This window comes from Solidesulfovibrio carbinoliphilus subsp. oakridgensis (assembly GCF_000177215.2).
Classification (GTDB): Bacteria; Desulfobacterota; Desulfovibrionia; order Desulfovibrionales; family Desulfovibrionaceae; genus Solidesulfovibrio; species Solidesulfovibrio carbinoliphilus.
In genome coordinates, this window is the sequence record NZ_CM001368.1 from 319,172 (window position 1) to 344,606 (window position 25,435).

At 64.5% G+C, this 25,435-nt stretch carries 20 protein-coding genes and 5 tRNA genes; 20 read left to right on the plus strand and 5 right to left on the minus strand.

The window, feature by feature from the left end; translation table 11 throughout:
• Nucleotides 1-194 precede the first annotated feature (194 nt).
• Nucleotides 195-941, minus strand: a complete 747-nt coding sequence (gpmA, locus tag DFW101_RS01380) for a 2,3-diphosphoglycerate-dependent phosphoglycerate mutase (RefSeq protein WP_009179746.1) — start codon at nt 939-941, stop codon at nt 195-197.
• Nucleotides 942-971: 30 nt separating this feature from the next.
• Nucleotides 972-2,285: a phosphomethylpyrimidine synthase ThiC gene (gene thiC, locus DFW101_RS01385; protein WP_009179747.1), complete on the minus strand. Its 1,314-nt coding sequence runs from the start codon at nt 2,283-2,285 to the stop codon at nt 972-974.
• A gap of 176 nt (nt 2,286-2,461) precedes the next feature.
• Between thiC and rpmE the strand changes: the two genes are divergently transcribed.
• The 5 genes from rpmE (at nt 2,462) to DFW101_RS01410 (ending at nt 7,550) form a co-directional block, all read left to right on the plus strand.
• Nucleotides 2,462-2,680 carry a 50S ribosomal protein L31 gene (rpmE, locus tag DFW101_RS01390; RefSeq protein WP_009179748.1) on the plus strand — a complete coding sequence of 73 codons (219 nt, stop codon included), beginning with the start codon at nt 2,462-2,464 and terminating at the stop codon, nt 2,678-2,680.
• A 61-nt stretch (nt 2,681-2,741) separates the two neighbouring features.
• On the plus strand, nt 2,742-3,698 hold the full coding sequence (locus DFW101_RS01395; protein WP_009179749.1) for a DUF1385 domain-containing protein: 957 nt from the start codon (nt 2,742-2,744) through the stop codon (nt 3,696-3,698).
• 113 nt (nt 3,699-3,811) lie between these two features.
• Nucleotides 3,812-4,885: a peptide chain release factor 1 gene (gene prfA / locus DFW101_RS01400; protein ID WP_009179750.1), complete on the plus strand. Its 1,074-nt coding sequence runs from the start codon at nt 3,812-3,814 to the stop codon at nt 4,883-4,885.
• A 48-nt stretch (nt 4,886-4,933) separates the two neighbouring features.
• Complete coding sequence (gene prmC / locus DFW101_RS01405; protein ID WP_009179751.1) at nt 4,934-5,845, plus strand: peptide chain release factor N(5)-glutamine methyltransferase; 912 nt, start codon at nt 4,934-4,936, stop codon at nt 5,843-5,845.
• 463 nt (nt 5,846-6,308) lie between these two features.
• A complete protein-coding gene (locus DFW101_RS01410) occupies nt 6,309-7,550 on the plus strand; it encodes an NRAMP family divalent metal transporter (protein ID WP_198285076.1) in 1,242 nt (413 codons plus the stop codon).
• Between the two features lie 178 nt (nt 7,551-7,728).
• On the opposite strand, the gene ftsH is transcribed toward DFW101_RS01410, so the two are convergent.
• A complete protein-coding gene (gene ftsH / locus DFW101_RS01415) occupies nt 7,729-9,546 on the minus strand; it encodes an ATP-dependent zinc metalloprotease FtsH (RefSeq protein ID WP_009179753.1) in 1,818 nt (605 codons plus the stop codon).
• 297 nt (nt 9,547-9,843) lie between these two features.
• Between ftsH and DFW101_RS01420 the strand changes: the two genes are divergently transcribed.
• The 15 genes from DFW101_RS01420 (at nt 9,844) to rpoC (ending at nt 23,702) form a co-directional block, all read left to right on the plus strand.
• Nucleotides 9,844-9,919: transfer RNA gene (locus tag DFW101_RS01420), tRNA-Thr, on the plus strand.
• A gap of 4 nt (nt 9,920-9,923) precedes the next feature.
• Nucleotides 9,924-10,009 (plus strand) — tRNA-Tyr (locus DFW101_RS01425).
• 60 nt (nt 10,010-10,069) lie between these two features.
• Nucleotides 10,070-10,146 (plus strand) — tRNA-Gly (locus DFW101_RS01430).
• A gap of 28 nt (nt 10,147-10,174) precedes the next feature.
• Nucleotides 10,175-10,250 (plus strand) — tRNA-Thr (locus DFW101_RS01435).
• A 56-nt stretch (nt 10,251-10,306) separates the two neighbouring features.
• Nucleotides 10,307-11,500, plus strand: a complete 1,194-nt coding sequence (gene tuf / locus DFW101_RS01440) for an elongation factor Tu (protein WP_009179754.1) — start codon at nt 10,307-10,309, stop codon at nt 11,498-11,500.
• Between the two features lie 3 nt (nt 11,501-11,503).
• The gene (gene rpmG, locus DFW101_RS01445) at nt 11,504-11,653 is read left to right on the plus strand and encodes a 50S ribosomal protein L33 (RefSeq protein ID WP_009179755.1); all 150 of its coding nucleotides are present in this window, start codon (nt 11,504-11,506) and stop codon (nt 11,651-11,653) included.
• A gap of 16 nt (nt 11,654-11,669) precedes the next feature.
• Nucleotides 11,670-11,745, plus strand: a tRNA-Trp gene (locus tag DFW101_RS01450).
• A gap of 21 nt (nt 11,746-11,766) precedes the next feature.
• A complete protein-coding gene (gene secE / locus DFW101_RS01455) occupies nt 11,767-12,078 on the plus strand; it encodes a preprotein translocase subunit SecE (RefSeq protein ID WP_009179756.1) in 312 nt (103 codons plus the stop codon).
• 11 nt (nt 12,079-12,089) lie between these two features.
• A complete protein-coding gene (nusG, locus tag DFW101_RS01460; RefSeq protein WP_009108923.1) occupies nt 12,090-12,668 on the plus strand; it encodes a transcription termination/antitermination protein NusG in 579 nt (192 codons plus the stop codon).
• Between the two features lie 28 nt (nt 12,669-12,696).
• The gene (gene rplK / locus DFW101_RS01465; RefSeq protein WP_009108922.1) at nt 12,697-13,119 is read left to right on the plus strand and encodes a 50S ribosomal protein L11; all 423 of its coding nucleotides are present in this window, start codon (nt 12,697-12,699) and stop codon (nt 13,117-13,119) included.
• Nucleotides 13,120-13,148: 29 nt separating this feature from the next.
• Entirely contained in the window at nt 13,149-13,856 is a 708-nt protein-coding gene (gene rplA / locus DFW101_RS01470; RefSeq protein ID WP_009108921.1) for a 50S ribosomal protein L1, read from the plus strand.
• 196 nt (nt 13,857-14,052) lie between these two features.
• Nucleotides 14,053-14,574: a 50S ribosomal protein L10 gene (rplJ, locus tag DFW101_RS01475; RefSeq protein WP_009108920.1), complete on the plus strand. Its 522-nt coding sequence runs from the start codon at nt 14,053-14,055 to the stop codon at nt 14,572-14,574.
• Nucleotides 14,575-14,616: 42 nt separating this feature from the next.
• Nucleotides 14,617-15,003 carry a 50S ribosomal protein L7/L12 gene (gene rplL, locus DFW101_RS01480; RefSeq protein WP_009179757.1) on the plus strand — a complete coding sequence of 129 codons (387 nt, stop codon included), beginning with the start codon at nt 14,617-14,619 and terminating at the stop codon, nt 15,001-15,003.
• A gap of 227 nt (nt 15,004-15,230) precedes the next feature.
• A complete protein-coding gene (gene rpoB, locus DFW101_RS01485) occupies nt 15,231-19,337 on the plus strand; it encodes a DNA-directed RNA polymerase subunit beta (RefSeq protein WP_009179758.1) in 4,107 nt (1,368 codons plus the stop codon).
• A gap of 204 nt (nt 19,338-19,541) precedes the next feature.
• Nucleotides 19,542-23,702 carry a DNA-directed RNA polymerase subunit beta' gene (gene rpoC, locus DFW101_RS01490; protein ID WP_009179759.1) on the plus strand — a complete coding sequence of 1,387 codons (4,161 nt, stop codon included), beginning with the start codon at nt 19,542-19,544 and terminating at the stop codon, nt 23,700-23,702.
• A gap of 218 nt (nt 23,703-23,920) precedes the next feature.
• Here rpoC and cobI read toward each other — a convergent pair whose 3' ends face one another.
• A complete protein-coding gene (cobI, locus tag DFW101_RS01495; RefSeq protein WP_009179760.1) occupies nt 23,921-24,631 on the minus strand; it encodes a precorrin-2 C(20)-methyltransferase in 711 nt (236 codons plus the stop codon).
• Entirely contained in the window at nt 24,628-25,395 is a 768-nt protein-coding gene (locus tag DFW101_RS01500) for an ABC transporter substrate-binding protein (protein ID WP_043643079.1), read from the minus strand. Before DFW101_RS01500 ends, cobI begins: the two co-directional genes overlap by 4 nt.
• Nucleotides 25,396-25,435: the final 40 nt, after the last annotated feature.

A 25,435-nucleotide genomic window follows, 5' to 3' on the forward strand; every position in this document is an offset into this window, starting at 1 on the left:
CGTGTCCGGGGGACGTCACGCCCCCCCGGCCCCCCGGACGGGGTGAGCGGGAGAGGGTAAGCGGGGGCTCGCGGTCGTTTGCGGGCGTATGTCGATGTGGCACCGGGGATGGCACCTTGCCGTCTGTCCATCATCCTTTCCGGGTGGGTCCGGGAGGGGGTGACCCCCTCCCGGCCGCCGGAGGCATCTTTCCCTTACTTCGCCTTGCCCTGGGCGGCCACGGCGGCCACACTTTTGGCGATGGCCTCGGGGTCGCCGAGGTAGAAGTGGCGAAGCGGCCTTAGGCTGTCGTCGAGTTCGTAGACCAGCGGCACGCCGGTCGGGATGTTGAGTTCCGTGATGTCCGCGTCGCTGACGGCATCGAGGTATTTGACCAGGGCGCGGATGGAGTTGCCGTGGGCGGCCACGAGCAGGCGGGTCCCGGAACGGATGGCCGGGGCCATGGTGTCGTTCCAGAAGGGCAGGACCCGGGCCACGGTGTCCTTGAGGCACTCGGTGCGCGGCAGTTCGGCGTCGGTGAGGCCGGCGTAGCGGCGGTCGCGGCCGGGGAAGCGGGCATCGTCCGGAGCAAGCGCCGGAGGCCGGGTGTCGAAGCTCCGGCGCCAGACGAAGACCTGCTCGTCGCCGTATCGGGCGGCCGTCTCGGCCTTGTTGAGGCCTTGCAGGGCCCCGTAGTGGCGTTCGTTGAGTCTCCAGGACTTGGTGACGGGCAGCCACAGCCGGTCCATGCCGTCAAGGACGATGTCCAGGGTCTTTATGGCCCGGGACAGGACCGAGGTCAGGCAGGCGTCGAAGTCGTAGCCGCCGTCGGCGAGGAGCCTGGCGGCCGAGGCCGCCTCGGCCTGGCCCGCTTCGGTCAGGCCGACGTCGGTCCAGCCGGTGAAGCGGTTTTCCAGGTTCCAGGCGCTTTGTCCGTGGCGAAGCAGTACCAGGGTGTGCATGCGTCCTCCGCGCGGGCCGGCCGTGGGGTGTTATTTGGCCTCGCCGTCCTTGGGGGACGGGCATTCGAAGTTCTCGCCGGTCATCATGCGCATGGCGCAAAGAGCCCCGCACATGGCGCATTCCTTTTCCTTGCTGTGCATGGCCCGACGCTTGTGGAGCAGGTCCGGGTCCAGGGAGAAGGAGGCCATGGCCTCCCAGTCGAGGTCGGCCCGGGCCTTGGACATGCCAAGATCGCGGGCCACGGCCGCCGGCCGGCCGAGGGCCGTTTCCGCGCTCTGGGCGGCCACCAGGCTGGCCTTGATGCCGGCCCAGACGTCATCGGGGCCGGGCAGGGTGAGGTGCTCGGCCGGGGTCAGGTAGCACAGGAAATCCGCGCCGAAATAGGCGGCCATGGCCCCGCCGATGGCCCCGGCGATGTGGTCGTAGCCCGGGGCGCAGTCCGTGGTCAGCGGCCCGAGAACGTAGAGCGGGGCCCCGCCGGTCAGGCGCTTGATGCCCTGGATCTGGCCCTGGACGAGGTGGAGCGGCACGTGGCCCGGTCCCTCGATCATGGTCTGGACGCCGCGGGCCTTGGCCCGGTCGGCCAGCCGGCCGAGGTTTATCACCTCTTCCCACTGGGCCCCGTCTCCGGCGTCGGCGCCGCAGCCGGGACGCAGGCCGTCGCCGAGGCTGATGGTCACGTTGTGGGCCAGGCAGAGGTCGAGGATGTCGTCGTAGCGGGTCAGAAACGGGTTTTCGGCCTCGTGGCGGCGCATCCAGCGGCCGAGGATCGAGCCGCCGCGCGAGACGATGCCCGTCACCCGGCCGGACTCGGCGGCCAGTTCCACGCCCCGGCGGGTGACCCCGCAGTGCAGCGTCATGAAGTCCACGCCGCTGGCCGCCTGTTCGGCGATCTCGGCGATGATCTCGTCTTCCCCGAAATCGCTCGGGTCCTTGCCCTTGGCCACGTGGCGCTGGGCCACGGCGTACAGGGGCACCGTGCCGAGCGGCAGGTCGGTGGCGGCCAGGATGCTCTTGCGGATTTCGGTCAGGTCGCCGGCCGTGGACAGGTCCATGAGGGCGTGGGCCCCGGCCTTCTTGGCGAGTTTGGCCTTTTCGAGCTCCATGGCCACGTCGGTCACCAGCATGGAGGTGCCGATGTTGGCGTTGACCTTGACCCGGGCCGGCTGGCCGATCAAGGTCGGGGTGACGCCCTTGTGGGCGGGATTGGCAAGGACGACCATGGTGCCGGCGTCAACCGCGGCCAGGATGGTTTCCGGAGCCAGCCCGTCGGACTGGCCGAGCTTTCCCATGTGGGTGCGCAGGATATCGGAACAGATGGAGTTTTTGCTGCAGATGGACATAGTTGATCCTTGAGAGGGTTGACGGATCGCAGTTTCTAGCATGAAGGCCGGCAAAGCTCAAAGGCGGGTTGGGGAAAAAGCCGGGTACGAAGAAAACGTTCCCAGGACTTGCCAAGCCGATAAAAAGGCGTTAATTGATCTCGCTTTCCCGAAAGGGCCATTCAAGGAGTCGCCAGATGAACAAGGATATTCAGCCCAAGACCTTCAAGGCCACCATCCGCTGCAACTGCGGGTTCGAAGCCCAGGCCATTTCCACCAAGGGCGAGCTGATGCTCGTGGAAGTCTGCTCCAACTGCCATCCGTTCTACACCGGCAAGCAGCGTTTCCTCGACACCGCCGGCCGCATCGACCGCTTCCGGAAAAAGTACGCCAAGTTCGACCAGCCCAAGGCCTAGTGCGGGTTTTTCCATCCTCCGCCGGGCCCTCGCGCCCGGCGGCCAGCCCGGGGTACCGTTCATGAAGCGCACCGGATTCCTCCTGCCCCTCCTTTTCGCCGCACCGACCGTGGGTGGTCAGGCCGTCATGGAAGGGGTGATGATGCGCGACCGGGAGCGGCTGGCTATTGCCGTGCGAAAGCCGGGTGGCGACATCCATCTCGACGTGCGCCCCTGGTTCACCCTGACCGCCGCCAAAATCCTGCGCAAACCCTTTTTGCGCGGGTTTCCCATCCTGCTCGAAACCCTGGTCAACGGCATCAAGGCGCTTAATTTCTCGGCCCAGATGGCCGTGGAAGAGGACGGGGACGAAGGCGAGATCGGGCCGTGGGCCATGGGCCTGACGCTGGCCGCGTCCATCGGCTTCGCCTTGCTGCTGTTCGTGGTGACGCCGCATCTTTTTTCCCTGGGCATGAAGGCGGCCGGCCTGTCCGGCGGCGTGGAGGCCTTAAGCTTCCACGTCTGGGACGGCCTTTTCAAGATGCTGCTTTTTCTCGGCTACATCCTGGCCATCTCCTACCTGCCGGACGTGCGCCGGGTTTTCGAGTACCACGGGGCCGAACACAAGGTCATCTGGGCCTACGAGCAGGGCGCGGAACTGTCCCCGGCCGGAGCGCGCGGCTTCTCCCGCCTGCACCCCCGGTGCGGCACGGCCTTCCTGCTCTTCGTGCTGGCCATCTCCATCGTGCTCTACGCCTTTCTGATCCCCTGGCTCCTGACTTTTTACGCGCCCGCGACCGGCTGGATCAAGCAGGCCTACATCGTGGCCCTGAAGCTCGCGCTCATGGCGCCGGTCAGCGCCGTGGCCTACGAAGTCATCAAAGTGGCGGGCAAGTTTCACACCAGCCTCGTCTGCCGCCTGATTTCGGCCCCCGGGCTCTTGATGCAGCTCCTGACCACCAAGGAACCCGACGACCGGCAGATCGAGGTGGCCCTGGCCGCCCTTCGCGGCGCGGTGGATCGTCAGCCGGCTTCCTGACCCCGAGCCTCTTCGATCGGCCCCCCGGCCCGCCCGGTTCATCCGGTCCGTTCCCAACCCCAGCCGGGGAATGCGGCAAGCGTGTCCCGCTCCCCCCGCTTCGGAGACGTTTCATGTTCGCCAAACTCGAGAGCCTCGAACGCAAATACGTGGAGCTGGAAAAACAGCTTTCCGATCCCTCCGTGGTCAACGACCAGGAACGCTACCGCAAGTTGACCAAGGCCCACGCCGACATGGCCGATATGATGGCCGCCTTTCGGGAGCACAAGCAACTGTCGCGCGACCTGGAAGAAAACCAGGAAATGGCCCAGGACCCGGACCCGGAAATGCGGGAGCTGGCCCTGGCCGAAATCAAGGCCATCAAGGAGGCCCTGCCCGAAATCGAAGCCCGCTTGAAGCTTTTGCTCCTGCCCAAGGACCCCATGGACGACAAGAACATCCTTCTTGAAATCCGGGCCGGCACCGGCGGCGAGGAAGCGGCGCTTTTCGCGGGAGACCTCTTTCGCATGTACTGCCGGTACGCCGAAGCCCGGCGCTGGAAGGTCGAACTCATGAGCCAGTCCGAAACCGGCTCCGGCGGCTACAAGGAAGTCATCGCCTCCATTGCCGGCGACAAGGTCTACAGCCGCCTCAAATACGAATCCGGGGCCCACCGCGTCCAGCGCGTGCCGGCCACCGAATCGCAAGGCCGCATCCATACCTCGGCCGTCACGGTCGCCATCATGCCCGAAGCCGAGGAAGTCGACGTGGCCATCGATCCCAACGACCTGCGCATCGACGTCTACCGGTCGAGCGGTCCCGGCGGCCAGTCCGTCAACACCACCGACTCGGCCGTGCGCGTCACCCACGTCCCCTCGGGACTGGTCGTCATCTGCCAGGACGAAAAATCCCAGCACAAAAACAAGGCCAAGGCCTTAAAGGTCCTGCGCTCCCGCCTGCTCCAGATCGAACAGGAAAAGCAGCGTCTGGAACAGGAAGCCACCCGCCGCTCCCAGGTCGGCACCGGCGACCGGTCCGAACGCATCCGGACCTACAATTTCCCCCAGAGCCGCGTCACCGACCACCGCATCAACCTGACGCTCTACCGCCTGGAAGCCGTGCTCGAAGGCGACCTCGACGAACTGTGCGAGGGGCTGATCGCCCACTACCAGTCCGAAGCCCTGAAAGCCCAGGCCGACATCGGGTAGCCGGCACGGGGCGTGCCGTCCCTCGGCCGCCGGAGGCATCTTCTTCCCATGACCGCCGACATCCACACCCCCGACAGCACTCCCCCTGCCGCCACCTCCGCCAAACGCGCCCCGACCATCCGGGAGATCCTGCAAAAGACGGAAACCTACCTCGCCGGCAAGGGCGTGGACGCGCCGAAGCTGTCGGCCCAACTGCTGCTGGCGCACAGCCTGGGGCTGGACCGGCTGGGGCTGATCCTGGCCATGGACCGGCCTCTCACGCCGGACGAGCTGGACGCCTTCCGGCCGCTGGTGGCCCGGCGGGGCCGGGGAGAGCCGGTGGCTTATCTGCTGGGGGAACGGGAGTTCTACGGCCTGGATTTTCGCGTCACCCCGGACACGCTCATTCCGCGGCCCGAGACCGAACTGATCGTGGACCGGGCCCTGGCCCTTTTTCCGGCCGGGAATGTGGCCGCGTTTGCCGATCTTGGCACGGGGTCGGGCTGCCTGGCCGTGACGCTGGCAAGCAAGTTCCCGGCGGCCGTGGGCCTGGCCCTGGACAGAAGCCCGAACGCTCTGGCCGTGGCCCGGGAGAACGCCGCGCGGCACGGGGTGGCGGACCGGCTGGCGTTCGTGGAGGCCGATTTCGCGGCCCTGCCGGCCCGGGACGGCGGGTATGGGCTGGTGGTCTCCAATCCGCCCTATGTGAGCCAGGCGGAATACGGCGAGTGCTCCCGCGAAGTCCGGGACTTCGAGCCGCTGGCGGCGCTTGTGCCCGGGGAGACCGGGCTTGAGGCCGTGCCGGTGGTGGCCCAGGCGGCCTTTGACGCCCTGGCTCCGGGGGGCTGGCTCCTGGTCGAGATCGGCTGGAAGCAGGGCGGCGAGGCGGCGGACATCCTGGCCGCGAGCGGCTTTGCCGATGTGGCCGTGCGCCGCGATCTGGCCGGCTGCGACCGGGTGGTCGAGGGCCGTCGGCCGTAAGCGTTTTTCGACCGCGTCCGCGTTTTTTCCTTCCCCTTCGCTTTTCCGCAAACGGTTCCCCCGATTCCCGCCATCCTGGTCCCGTGCCGTTCGGCCGGGACCGGCTTTTTCCCGTGGCCGTCGCGGATATCCCGGCCAAGCGGTCTCCCCCGTGCCGCCGTTGACGCGGATAACGGAATGCCGCATAAGAAAATGGGATCTTCCCTGATCCTTGCGCTCGTTCCCCCATTTCCGGGGAGCGCGCGCGAGGCGGACGGCAGTCCGCGCCATTGGCCCCCGGTTGCCCGGCTTTTTGTCGCCACATTTTTCTCTACGGAGTCTTTTGTGCAGTTCCCACCCGCTCACGTATCGGCCGATCGTTTTCCCCGCCCGTGTCTGTCCTTCGCCAAGGACCGCCTTCCCCGCCATCCGGACGTGGTGGCCCATGCATAACTCCGACCGGACGCCACCCAAGGATAAAACCTTGCTGCAGAAGCTCGGGCCGGGGCTCATCACCGGCGCGGCGGACGACGATCCGAGCGGAATCGCCACCTACAACCAGGTCGGCGCCGCCTTCGGCTACGGCATGTTGTGGACCTGCGTCCTGACGATTCCGCTCATGATTTCCATCCAGATCGTGAGCGCGCAAATCGGCCGCGTCACGGGCAATGGCATCGCGGCCAACATCCGCGGCCATTTCCCCCCCTGGCTCCTCAGGGGCCTCGTGGGGCTGCTGTTTATGGCCAATACGATCAACATCGCGGCCGATGTCGGGGCCATGGGCGCGGCCGTGGAAATGCTCGGCGGCGGATCCTGGCAGCATTATGCCATCGGTTTCGGCGTCGTTTCCCTGGTGTTGCAGGTCTTCGTTCCGTTCCCCCGCTATGCCCCGTTTTTGAAAACCCTGACCCTGGCCCTGTTTGCCTATGTCGGCATTGCCTTTGTCGTCGAGGTGCCGTGGGGCGAGGTGGCCTATCAGGTCATCGTTCCTTCCGTTCCCCTGACGCTTGCCTATGCGGCCGGCGTGGTGGCGGTCCTTGGCACCACCATCAGCCCCTATCTGTTCTTTTGGCAGGCCTCCCAGGAAGTGGAGGAGCAGCGCGCCGAACCCGGAGAGGAACCGCTCAAGGAAGCCCCGGAGCAGGCCCCCCGCAATTTTGCCCGCATCAAGCTCGACACCTACGTGGGGATGGTCTTTTCCAATCTGATCGCCTTTTTCATCATGCTGACGGCGGCCGTGACCCTCAACAGCCACGGGGTGACGAACATCCAGACCTCGGCCCAGGCGGCGGAGGCGCTCCGTCCCATTGCCGGGGATTTCGCCTTCTGGCTCTTTGCCGCCGGCATGATCGGAGCGGGCATGCTGGCCGTGCCGACCCTGGCCGGCTCGGCCGCCTATGCCGTGGCCGAGGCCTTCAAGTGGAAGATCGGCCTTGGCCGCGAGCTGTTGCGGGCCAAGGGCTTCTACATGGTCCTGGCCGTATGCACGCTGCTTGGCGTGGCCATCAACCTGGCCCCCGTAGACCCGATCCAGGCGCTGTTTTTGAGCGCGGTCATAAACGGCGTCATTGCCGTGCCGATCATGGCCATGATCATGCTCCTCTCCGGGCGGGCCGATGTCATGGGCAAGTTCGTGGTCAAACGCCGTTTGCGGGTTTTCGGCTGGCTGGCCACGGGGGTGATGGCCGTGGCCGTACTGGTCATGTTCGCGGGATTGGCCGGGTAGCCGGCCGGATACGGGCCGTGGAGACGCGAAAGCCCGGTCAGGCGGCCGGGCTTTCGCATGGTTGCGTCATGTGCCGCGCCCCGGGGCGGTAGGACCGGAGCTTGCGGAAAAGGACAGGGATGGGCGGCCCCGAATCCCGGGAGAGGGGAAAGCGGGCCGCCCCAAAGGTCATTTGCCGTCAGGCCGTCGCGCCGGCCTGGCCGAGCAGGGCCTTGAATTCCGCCTCGTCCAGGCTTTCTTTTTCGAGCAGGGTCCCGGCCACGCGTTCGAGTTCTTCCCGGTGGGAGCCGAGCAGTTCGGCCACGCGTTCCTGGGAGGCCACCAGGATTTCCTTGATCTCGGTATCGAGCTTGGCCGCCGTGGCTTCGGAATACTCCCGGCCGGCCAGCCCGCCCTGGTCCGCGCCGAGGAAGACCGGCCGGTTCTGGCGCGGGTAGGTGGCCGGGCCGAGCGTCTGGCCCATGCCGTACTCGGCCACCATGGCCCGGGCGATGTCGGTGGCCCGCTGGAGGTCGTTGTGGGCCCCGGTCGAGACGTCGCCGAAAACGAGCCGTTCGGCCCCCCGGCCGCCGAGGAGCACGTCGATTTTGCCGAGGAGTTCGAGGTGGGTCATGAGGTAGCGGTCCTCGGTGGGGAGTTGCTGGGTCCAGCCCAGGGCCCCGATGCCGCGCGGCACGATGGAGATCTTGTGCACCGCGTCCGCGCCGGCGGTGAAGGTGGCGACCAGGGCGTGGCCGGCCTCGTGGTAGGCCACGACCTTTTTCTCCTTGGGATTGATCACCTTGTTCTTCTTTTCCAGGCCGCCCATGAGGCGGTCCACGGCTTCCTCGAGGTCGGGCATGCCGACGGCGTCCTTGTCCTTTCGGGCGGCGAGCAGGGCGGCCTCGTTGATGACGTTGGCCAGGTCGGCCCCGGAAAAGCCGGGGGTCTTGCGGGCGATGACCGACAGGTCCACATCGTTGCCGAGGACGATCTTGGCGGCATGCACGCGCAGGATGGCGTCGCGGCCGGCCACATCCGGCTTGTCGACCAGCACCTGCCGGTCGAAGCGGCCGGCCCGCAAAAGCGCCGGGTCCAGGGTTTCGGGCCGGTTGGTGGCGGCCATGATGATGACGCCGACCCGGGGATCGAAGCCGTCCATCTCGACCAGAAGCTGGTTCAGGGTCTGTTCCCGCTCGTCATGGCCGCCGACGATGGCCCCGGCCCGGGACTTGCCGATGGCGTCGAGCTCGTCGATGAAGATGATGCACGGGGCCTTTTCCTTGGCCTGGACAAAAAGTTCCCGGACCCGGGCCGCGCCGACGCCAACGAACATCTCCACGAACTCCGAGCCCGAGATGGAAAAGAAGGGGACTTGCGCCTCGCCGGCCACGGCCCTGGCAAGGAGCGTCTTGCCGGTGCCGGGCGGGCCGATGAGCAGGACGCCCTTGGGCATCTGGCCGCCCAGGCGCTGGAACCGCTCCGGGGTCTTGAGGTAATCGATGATCTCGACCAGTTCCGCCTTGGCCTCGTCGCAGCCGGCCACGTCGGTAAACCGGGTCGGCAGGTCCTTTTCGGCATAGACCCGGGCCTTGTTCTTGCCAAAGGCCATGACGCCCGAGCCCGGGTTCAGGCGCTGCATGAGCACGTACCAGATGCCGAAAAAGAGCAGGATCGGGATGACCCAGGACAGGATGTCGCGCAAGAACGTGGATTCGGGCTGGGCCCGGAAGTGGACGTTGTACTTGGAGAGTTCGGTGGACAGGTTCTGGTCCACCCGCCGGGTGGTGAAGTCCACGGTCTTGGCCTCGCCGTTCTCCTGGTCCTTCATGGTGCCGCTGATGACGTCGCCGGTGATCGAGACCTCGTTGATGTCGCCGGCTTGCAACTTCTGGAGGAACTCGGAGTAGGGGAGGTTTTTGGGGCCGTAGGTGGTGACGATGAAGTTATTGAGGAGCAGGACGCCCCATATGGCGATAAGGACGTACCAGAGGGAAAATCGATGGTGTTTTTGCATGTTCTTCACAGGACGCTCGCGGGTGGAGGTTGCGGGGACGACTTTGGTTGTCTCCCTATACGTCGGTTCGGGGCGGATGACAACGCGGCCGGACCGGCCGCGTCGGCCTGTCCGGGAACGGGATTCGGGGTGGGAGTGAAAAAAAACGCGGGAAAAGGCAAAAAGCCCTTGCCAGGGGTGGGGGATGGGGGTAAAGACCCCTCTTCGCGTCTGTGTGAAGCGGACGTGGCCAAAGAGTGAGCGAAAAAAAGACTTGACACACCCGACTCTGCGAGCTAGTTTGCTGCCTCTTGAGCAGCTGGCGTAGCTCAACTGGCAGAGCAGCTGATTTGTAATCAGCAGGTTGCGGGTTCGAGTCCCATCGCCAGCTCCAGAGCGGAGGGGTTCCCGAGTGGCCAAAGGGAACAGACTGTAAATCTGTCGGCGTACGCCTTCGGAGGTTCAAATCCTCCCCCCTCCACCATAAGTGCGCGAATGCAGTAGGAGACAGGAAGCCCTGTCGCATGGACTACGTGTGACATACGCGGGAATAGCTCAATTGGCTAGAGCATCAGCCTTCCAAGCTGAGGGTTGCGAGTTCGAGTCTCGTTTCCCGCTCCAAAGCCTCCCGTGTCCTACGCAGAATAAAGCCCACGTAGCTCAGTCGGTAGAGCACTTCCTTGGTAAGGAAGAGGTCACCGGTTCGAATCCGGTCGTGGGCTCCATATCTCAATCACCTCACAAAACCTGAGAAGCCAAACCGCTTAGGCAGGGGGACGACATGGGCAAGGCGAAATTCGAGCGGAACAAGCCGCACGTAAACATCGGCACCATTGGTCACATCGACCACGGCAAAACCACGCTGACCGCGGCCATCACGCGTCTGGCCAGCATGAAGGGTTTTGGCGAGTATATTCCTTTTGACCAGATCGACAAGGCGCCGGAAGAGAAAGAGCGCGGCATCACCATCGCCACGGCCCACGTCGAGTACCAGACCGACAAGCGGCACTACGCCCACGTCGACTGCCCCGGCCACGCCGACTACATCAAGAACATGATCACCGGCGCGGCCCAGATGGACGGCGGCATCCTGGTGGTCGCGGCCACCGACGGCCCCATGCCCCAGACCCGTGAGCACATCCTGCTGGCCCGTCAGGTCGGCGTGCCCCAGCTGGTCGTGTTCATGAACAAGGTCGACCTGGTCGACGATCCGGAACTGCTCGAGCTGGTCGAGCTCGAAGTTCGCGAGCTGCTCTCCAAGTACGGGTTCCCGGGCGACGACATTCCGGTCATCAAGGGTTCGGCCCTCAAGGCCCTCGAAGCCGCCGATGTCAACAGCCCCGAGGCCGCTCCGATCTTCGAGCTGCTCGACGCCTGCGATTCGTTCATTCCCGAGCCCAAGCGCGACATCGACAAGCCGTTTCTCATGCCCATTGAGGACGTCTTCTCCATCTCCGGCCGCGGCACCGTGGTGACCGGACGCGTGGAGCGCGGCATCGTCACGGTCGGCGACGAAGTGGCGATCATTGGCATCAAGGACACGGTCAAGACGACCTGCACCGGTGTCGAGATGTTCCGCAAGATCCTGGACCAGGGCCAGGCCGGCGACAACGTGGGCGTGCTTCTGCGCGGCGTCAAGCGTGACGACGTGGAGCGCGGCCAGGTGCTGGCCAAGCCGGGTTCGATCACCCCGCACCGCAAGTTCAAGGCCGAGGTGTACGTCCTCAACAAAGAAGAGGGCGGCCGCCATACCCCGTTTTTCACCGGCTACCGTCCCCAGTTCTATTTCCGCACGACCGACATCACGGGCGTCGTGACCCTCGATGAAGGGGTCGAAATGGTCATGCCGGGTGACAACGCCACGTTCAACGTGGAGCTGATCGCCCCCATTGCCATGGAAAAGGGCCTGCGCTTCGCCATCCGCGAAGGCGGCCGCACCGTCGGCGCCGGCGTCGTGTCGGAAATCGTGGAGTAAATGATGCGTATCAATATCCAGCTGCAGTGCACCGAGTGCAAACGCAAGAACTACGCCACGGAAAAGAATAAAAAGAACACCACCGGCCGCCTCGAGGTCAAGAAGTACTGCCCGTTCGATCGTAAGCATACGGTCCATCGGGAAACCAAGTAGCGCCGGTTTATAACGCAGGGCAGTAGCTCCAACGGTAGAGCATCGGACTCCAAATCCGAGGGCTGGGGGTTCGAATCCCTCCTGCCCTGCCATTTTCGAGTAAGGCGTAGGTCATGGCCAAAGAAAAGACACAGGCGGTTGCCGCCGCGGACAAGCCCGTCAAGGCCAAGCCCGCTGCATGCAAGGCGGGAACCAAGTCCGCCGACGGTGCGGCCGGCTCGGACAAGTCCCTCAAGGCGCGTATCGACGCGGGCAGGGAATTCTTCGAGCAGTCCAAGGTCGAACTGAAAAAGGTCACCTGGCCCACGCGCCAAGAGACGGTGAAGACCGGCATCGCGGTCCTGGTCTTTAGCGTTGTCATGGCCATTTACCTGGGTGTCGTCGATATGGCCCTGTCCCGGCTCGTCGCGTTCATCCTCTCGTAACGGGATAGATCATGGTTGAACAAGAAGGCTCCGACGAACAGCGCTCCGAAGAAGAACGCGCCCCCGCCAGATGGTACATCGTCCACACCTATTCCGGTTTCGAGAACCGGGTGGAGCAGACCATCCGCGAGATGATGCGCACGGGCCAGGACGGCGGAAGCATCGAGGAAGTGGTCGTCCCCACTGAGAAGGTCATCGAACTGGTCAAGGGCGAGAAAAAGACCTCCACCCGCAAGTTCTATCCCGGCTACGTCATGGTCAAGATGGCCATGAACGACAATTCCTGGCACCTGGTCCAGTCCATTCCCCGCGTCACCGGGTTCATCGGCGGCAAAAACCAGCCGACGCCCATGCGCGACAGCGAGGCGGACAAGATCTTAAGCCTCATGGTCAGCCGCCAGGAACAGCCAAGGCCCAAATACCACTTCGAACGGGGCGACGACGTCCGGGTCATCGACGGCCCCTTCGGCGGCTTCAACGGCGTGGTCGAAGACGTCAACTACGACAAGGGCAAGCTTCGCGTGTCGGTTTCCATCTTCGGCCGTCAGACGCCGGTGGAGCTCGATTTCGTGCAGGTCAGCAAAAACTAGGGGCGTTGCCCTCTCGAGGATAATCACAATGGCCAAGAAGATCACCGCCAAGGTCAAGTTGCAGCTTCCGGCCGGCTCGGCCAACCCGTCTCCTCCGGTCGGTCCGGCGCTCGGCCAGCACGGCGTGAACATCATGGAGTTCTGCAAGGCGTTCAACGCCCGGACCATGGAGCAGAAAGGCACCATCATCCCGGCGCTCATCACCATCTACGCCGACCGCTCCTTCACGTTCATCACCAAGACCCCTCCGGCGTCCGTTCTTCTGGTCAAGGCCGCCAAGATCGACAAGGGCTCGGGCGAGCCCAACAAGAACAAGGTCGGCAAGGTGACCAAGGACCAGATCGAAGAGATCGCCAAGCTCAAGCTTGTGGACATGTCGGCCAAGGACCTGGAATCCGCCTGCCGCTCCATTTCCGGAACGGCCCGCAGCATGGGCATCGAGATCGTCTAACCGGCACGAACGCAAGAGGAATTTCCGCAATGGCCAAGCACGGAAAGAAGTACCGCGAGGCGATCAAAGACGTCGACCTCACTGAAAAATTCGAGCTCACTGAAGCCATGGCCCTGACCGTCAAGACGGGCGTCGCCAAGTTCGACGAGACCGTTGACGTGGCCCTGTGCCTCGGCGTCAATCCCAAATATTCCGACCAGATGGTTCGTGGCGCCGTTTCCCTGCCCCACGGGCTCGGCAAGAGCGTGCGCGTCCTGGCCTTCTGCAAGGGCGACAAGGAAGCCGAGGCCCGCGAGGCCGGAGCCGACTACGCCGGAGGCGACGACCTGATCGAAAAGATCAAGGGCGGCTTCCTGGACTTCGACAAGGCCGTGGCCACCCCGGACATGATGGCCACCGTCGGCAAGATCGGCAAGATCCTCGGCCCCCGCGGTCTCATGCCCAACGCCAAGACCGGCACCGTCACCTTCGACATCGGCAAGGCCGTGCAGGAGCTCAAGGCCGGCAAGGTCGAGTTCAAGGTCGACAAGGCCGGCGTCCTCCACGTCCCCCTCGGCAAGCGCTCCTTCGGCCCCGAGAAGCTGCTCGACAATTTCCGCGCCGTGATCGACACGGTCATGCGCCTGAAGCCCTCGGCCGCCAAGGGCACGTATCTCCAGGCCATGGCCCTGGCCACGACCATGGGCCCCGGCATCAAGGTGGACACCCAATCGGTGCGAAAGCTGCTTGAAAGCTAACGCGTCCGCGCACTCCTAGTTTGTGATTGTCCCAGGCCAGAGGCACGTCCTTTGGCCAGGGACGATTTTTCGATATAAAACAGGGCATGGAAGGCGAGTCAGAGACAGCGGGCGGGGGCGTTCCCCTTAATTTCCCGCCGAGACCACGCTTTGGCTCACTTGAAGGCCCTCCAACCCGCATGTGGAGGTAGGTACCGTGCAACGTGCGCAAAAAAACGAGATCATCGAGAAACTGCGCGCCAAGGCGGACCGGGCCGGCATTGCGGTGGTCACCGACTTTCGTGGCATGACGGTGGAGGAGCTGACCGAACTGCGCGTCAAGCTCCGCGCCGCGGGTATCGATTACCAGGTGGTAAAAAATACCCTGGCCCGTCTGGCGGTGAAAGGCGGCGAACATGACGCCCTCAAGGACCATCTGAAGGAAAACAACGCTGTTGCCTTCGGATACGACGACCCGGTCGTCGCGGCCAAGGTCCTTGTGGAGTACGCCAAGACCAGCAAGAAATTCTCGGTCAAGCTTGCCAGCCTGTCCGGAAAGATCATCGACGCCCCCGGCGTCGTCGAGCTTTCCAAGCTGCCGAGCAAGCCGGAACTGCTGGCCAAGACCCTCGGCACCATGAACGCCGTGCCCACCAACTTCGTTGGCCTGTTCGCGAACGTCATTCGCGGCATGCTGTACGCCCTTTCGGCCGTCAAGGAAAAAAAGGAAGCCGCGTAAGCGAGCTTCCGCCAAAGCGAACGTTTTAGGAGGAATCATTCCATGTCCGAGATCACCAAAGAGCAGGTTGTCGATTTCATCGCCAATATGACCGTCCTCGAACTCTCCCAGTTCATCAAAGAGCTCGAGGAAAAGTTCGGCGTTTCTGCCGCCGCCCCGGCGATGGGCATGATGATGGCCGCCCCGGCCGCCGATGCCGCCCCGGCCGAGGAAGAGAAGACCGAGTTCGACGTCATCCTGACCGGTGCCGGCGGCAACAAGATCGCCGTCATCAAGGTCGTGCGCGCCCTGACCGGTCTTGGGCTCAAGGAAGCCAAGGCCAAGGTCGACGAGCTGCCCTCCACCATCAAGGAAGCCGTGTCCAAGGCCGAGGCCGAGGATGCCAAAAAGCAGCTGGATGAATCCGGAGCTACCTGCGAAATCAAGTAAGGCGGCCGACGCCTTCGCTGTCGACACGAAAGGGCGCCCCCTCTCCATAGGGGCGGGGGCGCTCTTTTTCCCTTTTTTTTCGGTAAACGCTTCCCGCAGACCCGCCGCCGGCATATCATTGCCCGGCAGAGGCGAAACCGGCGCGACCCGCGCCTCGCAAGGCCGATGAGGGGCGTCCCCCACGCCCGACTTCTTTCCAACGTCGTAGCCCTGCAACAGAGGAAAAAATGGCCCAGCTGACCAAAAATTTCGGCAAGATCGTCAAAACGCTGACCATTCCCCACTTGCTCAACCTGCAGATCGACTCCTACGAGCTTTTTCTGCAAAAGGACGTCCCCCCCACCAGCCGGGAGGACGCGGGGCTTGAAGGCGTCTTCCGTTCGGTCTTTCCCATCGAGGACTTCAATAGAACCGCCTCGCTGGAGTATGTCAGCTATGAGATCGGCGAGCCAAAATACGACGTTCCCGAGTGCATCGGCAAGGGCCTGACCTACGAGGCCCCCCTTCGCATCAAGGTCCGCCTGGTGGTGTACGACGTGGATGAGGAAACGGAAAACCGTACCATCCGCGACATCAAGGAGCAGGTCATTTATTTCGGCACGGTGCCGCTGATGACCGAGAAGGGCACGTTTATCATAAACGGCACCGAGCGCGTCATCGTCAACCAGCTCCAGCGCTCCCCCGGCATCATCTTCGAGCACGACTCCGGCAAGAGCCACACCAGCCGCAAGGTCCTTTATTCCTGCCGCGTGATCCCCATGCGCGGCTCGTGGCTCGATTTCGACTACGACCACAAGGACATCCTCTATGTCCGCATCGACCGTCGCCGGAAGATGCCGGCCACGATTCTTTTCAAGGCCATGGGCATGTCGCGCGTCGACATTCTGCGCTATTTCTACGAGATCGAGCACTTCACCGTGGAAGGCCCCCGGGTCTTCCGCCAGGTCCATCCCGATTTCTACCGCAAGGAAAAGGCCTACGGCGAAGTCCGCGACGCCGAGGGCAAGACCATCGTGGCCGTGGACAAGCCCATCACCAAGCGGGCCTGGCGGCTGATGCTCGAGGCTGGCATCGAGAAGATCGAGGTCGATCCCGCCACCCTGACCGGGTTGTTCCTGGCCGAGGACGTGCTGGACGTGGCCACGGGCGAGGTCCTGGCCGAGGCCGCCGACGAGCTGACCCCGGACGTGGTGGAAAAGCTGAAGGACGCGGGCGTCGCCGACTTCCCGGTGCTCCATACCCGGGGCGTGGATACCTCCTCGTCCATCCGCGACACCATGGCCCTCGACAAGACCATCGACACCATCACGGCCCAGGTCGAGATCTACCGCCGCCTGCGCCCGTCGTCGCCGCCGACCCCGGAAATCGCGGCCAACTTCTTCGAGAACCTGTTCCGCAATTCCGACTACTACGACCTGTCGCCGGTCGGCCGCTACAAGCTCAACGCGCGCCTCAAGATCGACCAGCCGCTCGATTTCCGCACCCTGGCCAACGACGACATCCTGAAGGCCGTCAAGCACTTGACGTTCTTGAAGGACTCCCACGGCCCGGCCGACGACATCGACCATCTCGGCAACCGCCGGGTCCGTCCGGTCGGCGAGCTGGTGGAAAACCAGTACCGCATCGGTCTTGTCCGCATGGAGCGCGCCATCAAGGAGCGCATGAGCCTCCAGGAAGTGGCCACGCTCATGCCCCACGACCTGATCAACCCCAAGCCCGTGGCCGCGGTCCTGAAGGAATTCTTCGGCACCTCCCAGCTGTCGCAGTTCATGGACCAGACCAACCCGCTCTCCGAAGTCACCCACAAGCGCCGCCTGTCGGCCCTGGGACCGGGCGGGCTTACCCGTGAGCGGGCCGGTTTCGAGGTCCGCGACGTCCACACCTCGCACTACGGCCGCATCTGCCCGATCGAGACGCCGGAAGGCCCGAACATCGGTCTTATCGTGTCGTTGACCACCCATTCCAAGGTCAACGACTTCGGCTTCATCGAGACGCCGTACCGGGTCGTGCGCGACAGCCAGGTGACCGACGAGGTCGTCTACCTCGACGCCACCCGCGAGATCGACGAGGTCATCGCCGGCGCCAACGCCGAGCTCGATGCGGAGGCCCGGTTCATCCATCCCATGGTCGGCTCCCGCATCCGCGGCGACCTGATCATGACCCCGCGCGAGCAGGTCACCTTGATGGACATCTCGCCGAGCCAGATCGTGTCCGTTTCGGCCGCGCTCATTCCGTTCCTGGAGCACGACGACGCCAACCGGGCGCTCATGGGTTCGAACATGCAGCGCCAGGCCGTGCCGCTCCTGCGGTGCGAGCAGCCGCTGGTCGGCACGGGCATGGAAGGTCCGGTGGCCAAGGACTCGGGCTCGTGCCTGCTGGCCGAGGCTCCGGGCGTGGTCCACTATGCCGATGCCGAGCGGGTCATCGTCTGCTACGACGGCACCGTCTCGCCCGACACCGGCGGGGCCAAGACCTACGAGCTTTTGAAACACCACAAGTCCAACCAGAACACCTGCTTCGGCCAGGTCCCGCGCGTGCGGGTCGGCCAGAGGGTGGTCAAGGGCGATGTCCTGGCCGACGGCCCGGGCATCCGCGACGGCGAGCTGGCCCTGGGCAAGAACCTGCTGGTCGCGTTCATGCCCTGGTGCGGCTACAACTACGAGGACTCCATCCTCATCGCCGAGAAGGCCGTCAAGGACGACACCTTCACCTCGGTCCACATCGAGGAATTCGAGGTCGTGGCCCGGGACACCAAGCTCGGACCCGAGGAGATCACCCGCGACATCCCGAACGTGGGCGAGGAGATGTTAAACGACCTCGACGAGTGCGGCATCATCCGCATCGGGGCCAAGGTCGTGCCGGACGACATCCTGGTCGGCAAGATCACGCCCAAGGGCGAGACCCAGCTGACTCCGGAAGAAAAGCTCCTGCGCGCCATCTTCGGCGACAAGGCCCGGGACGTGAAGAACACGTCCTTGAAGGTCCCGCCCGGAATCGAGGGCACGGTCATCGACGTGCGCGTCTTTAACCGCCGCTCCGGCGAGAAGGACGAGCGCACCCGGTCCATCGAGGACTACGAGCTCTCCCGCCTGGATATCAAGGAAGGCCAGCACATCGACGCCATCGCCGCCAACATGCGCCGCCGCATCTGGCCGCTGGTCGCCGGCAAGACCGTCTTCCAGACCATCAAGGGGTCCAAGAAAAACGAGGTCCTTCTCGAGGCCAACCATCCCATCACCCAGGAGCTTCTGGAAACGCTGCCGATCAAGAAGCTTTCCGGCATCTTCTCGTCCAAGGAAGCCAACGAGGCCGTGGCCGAACTTCTCGACGAGTACGACCGCCACATCCACTTCGTGAAGGGCGTCTACGACCAGAAGCGCGAGAAGGTGACCGAGGGCGACGATCTGCCCCCCGGCGTCATCAAGATGGTCAAGGTCTACGTGGCCGTCAAAAGAAAGCTCAACGTGGGCGACAAAATGGCCGGCCGCCACGGCAACAAGGGCGTCGTCTCCTGCATCCTGCCGGAAGAGGACATGCCCTTTTTCGCGGACGGCACGCCGGTCGACATCGTCTTGAACCCCCTGGGCGTGCCTTCGCGCATGAACATCGGCCAGATCATGGAGACCCACCTCGGCTGGGCCGGCATGGAGCTCGGCAAGCAGCTGGCCGCCCTTATCGAGTCCGGCAAGCCCATGGAAGGCGTGCGGGCCGAGGCCAAGTCCGTCTTCTCCGCCGCGGACACCGTGGCCATGATCGACGGCATGACCGACGACGAACTCCGAAAGGCCCTCAAGGGCCTGAAAAAAGGCATCGTGGCCAAGACTCCGGTCTTTGACGGCGCCACCGAGGACGAGATGTGGGGCTGGCTCAAGCAGGCCGGCCTGCCCGAGGACGGCAAGGTCACCCTGTACGACGGCCGCACCGGCGAGGCCTTCCACCGGCCGGTCACCGTGGGCTGCATGTACATCCTGAAGCTCCACCACCTGGTCGACGAGAAGATCCACGCCCGTTCGACCGGTCCTTACTCCCTGGTCACCCAGCAGCCGCTCGGCGGCAAGGCCCAGTTCGGTGGCCAGCGTCTGGGTGAAATGGAAGTCTGGGCCCTCGAAGCCTACGGCGCGTCCTACCTGTTGCAGGAATTCCTGACCGTCAAGTCCGACGACGTCGGCGGGCGCGTCAAGATGTACGAGAAGATCGTCAAGGGCGACAACTTCCTGGAAGCCGGTCTGCCCGAATCGTTTAACGTCCTGGTCAAGGAGCTCATGTCCCTGGGCCTTGATGTGGACCTCATTCAGGACGAGAAAAAGATCGTCAAGGCTCCGCCCCGGCGCTAAGGGCGGCGCACCCGGGAACCAGCCCTCCGACCGGATGCGGCGCCTTTAAGCGCCGGATTCCCCCGGAACCGGCCGGCCGACCCCGGGTCCGCAACGCCAGCCGCACGCGGCCTTTTGACATAGCCATTTGCGACGCCAACGCCCGGCCGGTTCGCCGGCCGGGCCAGAAGCGGGAAGGGTCCTCCCGCCATACGAGGTAACCGTATGTCTCTGGACGAACTGTTCAGCATGCGTGGCATCGGCCAGACCGGCGTCTCCAGCCGGTCCCTTAAATCCATTCGCATTTCCATCGCCGCGCCGGAAAAAATTCGGGAATGGTCCTTCGGGGAAGTGAAAAAACCCGAAACCATCAACTACCGCACGTTCAAGCCGGAACGCGACGGTCTTTTTTGCGCCAAGATCTTCGGACCGGTCAAGGACTACGAGTGCAACTGCGGCAAGTACAAGCGCATGAAGCACCGGGGCATTGTCTGCGAGAAGTGCGGCGTCGAAGTCATCGCCTCCAAGGTCCGCCGGGAACGCATGGGCCACATCGAGTTGGCCGCCCCGGTCGCCCATATCTGGTTTTTGAAGACCCTGCCGTCCAAGATCGGCACGCTCCTCGACATGACCATGGTGGACCTGGAAAAGGTCCTCTATTTCGATTCCTATATGGTGCTCGACCCCAAGGACACCAACCTGACCAAGTTCCAGGTCATCTCCGAGGAGCAGTACATCCAGGTCATCGACCACTACGGCGGAGAGGACGCGGTGGTGGTCGGCATGGGCGCCGAGGCCGTGCGTTCGCTGCTCGAAGAGCTCAATCTGGTCACCATTCGCGCCGAGCTGCGCGAAGAGTCCATGACCACCAAGTCACAGACCAAAAAGAAAAAGATCATCAAGCGGCTCAAGATCGTCGAGGCCTTCCTCGACTCCGGCAACAAGCCCGAGTGGATGATCATGGAAGTCATTCCGGTCATCCCGCCCGAGCTGCGTCCGCTGGTCCCCCTGGACGGCGGCCGCTTCGCCACTTCCGACCTGAACGATCTCTACCGCCGGGTCATCAACCGGAATAATCGCTTAAAGCGCCTGATCGAGCTTGGCGCTCCGGACATCATCATCCGCAACGAAAAGCGGATGCTCCAGGAAGCCGTGGACGCCCTGTTCGACAACGGCCGCCGGGGCCGGGCCATCACCGGCACCAACGGCCGGCCGCTCAAATCCTTGTCCGACATGATCAAGGGCAAGCAGGGCCGCTTCCGCCAGAACCTGCTCGGCAAGCGCGTCGACTACTCCGGCCGTTCGGTCATCGTCGTCGGCCCGAAACTGAAGCTCCACCAGTGCGGCCTGCCCAAAAAGATGGCTCTCGAGCTCTTCAAGCCCTTTATCTACTCGAAGCTCGAGGAGAGGGGACTGGCCACCACGATCAAGACGGCCAAGAAAATGGTCGAACGCGAAGAGCTGGTGGTCTGGGACATCCTCGAGGACGTGGTCCGCGAGTACCCGATCCTCCTGAACCGTGCCCCGACGCTCCACCGCCTGGGCATCCAGGCCTTTGAGCCGACCCTGGTCGAAGGCAAGGCCATCCAGCTCCATCCGCTCGTCTGCTCGGCCTACAACGCCGACTTCGACGGCGACCAGATGGCCGTGCACGTGCCGCTGTCCGTGGAAGCGCAAATCGAGTGCCGTGTGCTCATGATGTCGACCAACAACATCCTGTCCCCGGCCAACGGCACCCCGATCATCGTGCCGTCCCAGGACATCGTGCTCGGGCTTTACTACCTGACCGTCGAGCGCAGCTTCTCCAAGGGCGAGGGCAAGATCTTCGCCGACACGGGCGAAGTGATCTGCGCCGTGGACGCCGGGGTCGTGAGCCTGCACGCCAAGATCACCTGCCGCATCAACGGCGAGCGCATAAAGACCACGCCGGGCCGCATCATCGTCGGGGAACTCATGCCCGAGGGCGTGCCCTTCGAGCTGGTCAACACGGTGCTTAACAAGCGCAGCATCGGCAAGCTCGTCGGCGACACCTACCGCATGGCCGGCACCAAGGCGACCGTCATCCTGTGCGACCGCCTGAAAGACCTCGGCTACGAGTACGCGACACGGGCCGGCGTCTCCATCGGCGTCAAGGACCTGGCCATCCCGACCACCAAGGCCAAGCTCCTGGAAGCCGCCCAGAACGAGGTGGACGACATCGAAATCCAGTACGGCGAAGGCATCATCACCCGTACCGAGAAATACAACAAGGTCGTCGACGTCTGGACCAAGGCCACCAACGACGTGGCCTCCGAAATGATGAAGGAGATCTCCTGGGATATCCTGCGCGATGAAGCCACGGGCCGCGAGGAACGAAACACCTCGGTCAACCCGATCTTCATGATGATCCACTCCGGATCGCGCGGCAACTCGGACCAGATGCGCCAGCTGGCCGGCATGCGCGGCCTTATGGCCAAGCCGTCCGGCGAGATCATCGAAACGCCGATCACGTCGAACTTCCGCGAAGGCCTGTCCGTGGCCCAGTACTTCATCTCGACCCACGGCGCCCGGAAGGGCCTGGCCGACACGGCGCTTAAGACGGCCAACTCGGGGTACCTGACCCGTCGTCTGGTCGACGTCGTCCAGGACGTCATCATCACCGAGATCGACTGCGGCACGGTCGATGGCCTGGAGATCACGCACTACGTCAAGGCCGGCGACATCAAGCAGCGCGTGCACGAGCGCGCCCTTGGCCGGGTGACCATGTTCGACGTGCTCGATCCCGAGACCGACGAGGTCTTGATCCCCTACAACTCGGTCATCGACGAGGCCTATGCCCAGATCATCGAGGACAAGGGATTCAGCTCGCTGACCATCCGCTCGACCTTGACCTGCCAGTCCAAGCACGGCGTGTGCGCCATGTGCTACGGCCGCGACCTGGCCCGGGGACACTTGGTCAACGTCGGCGAGACCGTGGGCATCATCGCGGCCCAGTCCATCGGCGAGCCCGGAACGCAGCTGACCATGCGCACGTTCCACATCGGCGGCACCGCGGCCCGGGAAATCGCCCAGTCGTCGGTGACGGCCCAGCACAACGGCCGCGTGTCGCTCTCGCGCGTCAAGTCCGTGGTCAACCAGCAGGGCCACACCATCATGATGGGCAAGTCCGGCCAGGTGTCGGTCGTGGACGACCAGGGCCGCGAGCGCGAGCGCTACAGCCTGCCGTCCGGTTCCAAGCTCTATGCCGTGGCCGGGCAGGAGGTCAAAAAAGACCAGCTCCTGGCCGAATGGGACCCCTTCAACGAACCCTTCGTCACGGACGTGGCCGGTATCGTCAAGTTCACCGACATCGTGGAAGGCAAGACCTACCAGGAGAAGGTGGACGACGCCACCAAGCGGGCCACCCAGACGATCATCGAATACCGCACCACCTCGTTCAAGCCGGCGGTGTCCATCGTGGACGAGCGCGGCACGCCCAAGGTCCGGCCCGGGACCAACACGCTGGCCGTCTTCTCCATGCCGGTCGGCGCCATCCTCATGGCCCGCGACGGCCAGGAGGTCTTCGAAGGCGACATCATCGCGCGCAAACCCCGCGAATCGTCCAAGACCAAGGACATCGTCGGCGGTCTCCCGCGCGTGGCCGAGCTCTTCGAGGTCAGAAAGCCCAAGGAAATGGCGGTCGTCTCCGAAATCGACGGCATCATCTCCGCCGGTCCGGAAACCAAGGGCAAACGCAAGATCATCGTCACCCCGGAAGCCGGCGACGCCAAGGAATACCTCATTCCGCGCGGCAAGCACGTCACGGTCCAGGAAGGCGACTTCGTGGAGGCCGGCGAGCTTCTGACCGAAGGCTATCCCGAACTGCACGACATCCTGAAGATCAAGGGCGAGAAGTTCCTGGCCAAGTACCTCGTGGACGAAATCCAGGACGTGTATCGGTTCCAGGGGGTCGGCATCAACGACAAGCACATCGAGATCATTGTCCGCCAGATGCTCAAGAAGGTCTCGGTCCTCGACTCCGGCGAGACGACCTTCCTCATCGGCGAGCAGGTGGACAAGATCCGGTTCATGGAAGAGAACCTGCGCTGCGTCCAGGAGGGTCTCAAACCCGCCATGGCCGAACCGCTGGTCCTCGGCATCACCCAGGCCTCCCTGTCCACGGATTCGTTCATCTCGGCGGCCTCCTTCCAGGAGACCACCAAGGTCCTGACCGAAGCCTCGCTCATGGGCAAGGACGACTCCCTGCGGGGGCTCAAGGAAAACGTCATCGTCGGCCGCCTCATCCCGGCCGGCACCGGCTACCGCCGCTACATGGACAGCGAGATCGAGGTGCCGCGCCAGCCCGAACGGCCGGATCGGTTCCTGGAAGAGTTGGAAGACAGCCCGCTGCTCGTGGACGGCGAATAGTCAAAATAATCGAACTGCTCCGACAAAGGGGACTCCGCAAGGGGTCCCCTTTTTTCGTTGCCTCCGGCGGCCGGGGCTCTGCCCCGGACCCCGCCGGGAGGGGATGATCCCCTCCCGGACCCTCCCCGGCGGGGGAGGAGGCAGGCGGCGGTGGAGGGACGAGTATTTTGGGGGAGAGTGGGACGCGAAGCGGCGACGGCGTCAGCGGGCAACGCAGGCTAGCTGCCGCGTTTCACCAGGCACAGCGACAGGTAGTGCGGTTTTTCCGGGGCGTTTCTGAGGTCGCGTTCGACGGCCTCGCCGTCGTGGCCAAGCCGGGTGACGAAGGTCGTCTTGTCTTCCAGGCCCATGTCCGCGAGCAGGGTCCGCAGCCTTGGGAAGTTGCGGTAGGCCTTCAAGATGACGGCGTTGTCCGCCGTTTCCAGGGCCCGGCGGAGCCGCCCGTCCTCGTCCACGCCCGAGGCGATAAGCAGATTCTCGCCCGATTCCACCAGCACGTCGCCGGTCCGGGCCGCCGCCGCCTGAAACGAGGTGACGCCCGGCACGATGACCACCGGCAGTTCCGGCAGGCGCGACCGCAAAAGCGGCAGCACGTAGCCGAAGGTGCTGTAGAGAAGCGGATCGCCAAGCGTGACGAAGGCCGCGTCCCGCCCGGCGGCCAGGACCACGGCCATGGCCGTGGCGTTGGCCGCCCAGGCGGCGTCGAGGGTGGCCTGGTCGCGGGTCATGGGAAAGGGCAGGCGGGTCACGGAGGTGCCCGGCGGCAGGTGTGGCCCGATGATGGCCTCGGCAATGGAATAGTCGTTCTTGCTCGACGAGGCGGCAAAGACGGCCGCGACCGAGCCAAGGACGCGGGCGGCCTTGATGGTCAAAAGCTCCGGGTCGCCGGGGCCGACGCCCAGGCCATAGAGGGTGCCAAGGGTGCTCACGGCCGGGCCTCCGGGGCGGGTTTGGCGGCCAGCAGCCGGGCCAGTTCCTCCACGGCGTCCACGCTGCCCGGTCCGGGCCGGGAAAAGACGGCCTCCTCGACCACAAAGGCCCGGCCGTTTTTGACGCAGGGCAGCGAGGCGTATTCGGGCCGCTCGGCCATGGGCCTCGCCTCGGGATTCATGGGGCCGCGCTGGGTCAGGCAGACCTCCGGGGCCAGGCGCAGGAGTTCCTCGTCGGACAGGCGGGCGATCCGTTTGTCCACGGTGACGGCGTTTTTGCCGCCGGCGGCGGTGATGACCGCATCGACCATGGAACCCTTGCCGGCGGCGAGGAGGCTCCCGGAGCGGACTTCGAAAAAGACCGTCGGCTGGGGCCGGCCCGCGGCGGACGCGGCCACGGCCTCCAGGCGCTGGCGCAGGGACGTGTCCAAGGATTTGGCCGCCTCGGGCGCGCCGGTCAGGAGGCCGATGCGTTCCACGGCCGCGAAGAGTCCGGCAAAGTCGTTTATGGCAAAGACCGCCACCGGCAGGCCGAGAGCGGCCAGACGGTCGGCCGCTTCCAGGGCTTCGCCGCGTCCGGCCATCTGGAGGACGAGATCCGGCTTTTCGGCCAGCACGCGCTCCAGGTTCGGCCGCATGTGGGTACCGATGACGGGCAGGCTCGCGATGGCGGCCGGCTTGTCGTCGGCCTCGGTGCGGGCCACGATCCGGTCGGTGAGCCCCATGCCGGCCAGGATTTCGTTGAACGCGCCGTAGAGGGCCACGATCCGTTTGGCCGGGGCCGGCAGGGTGACTTGGCGTCCC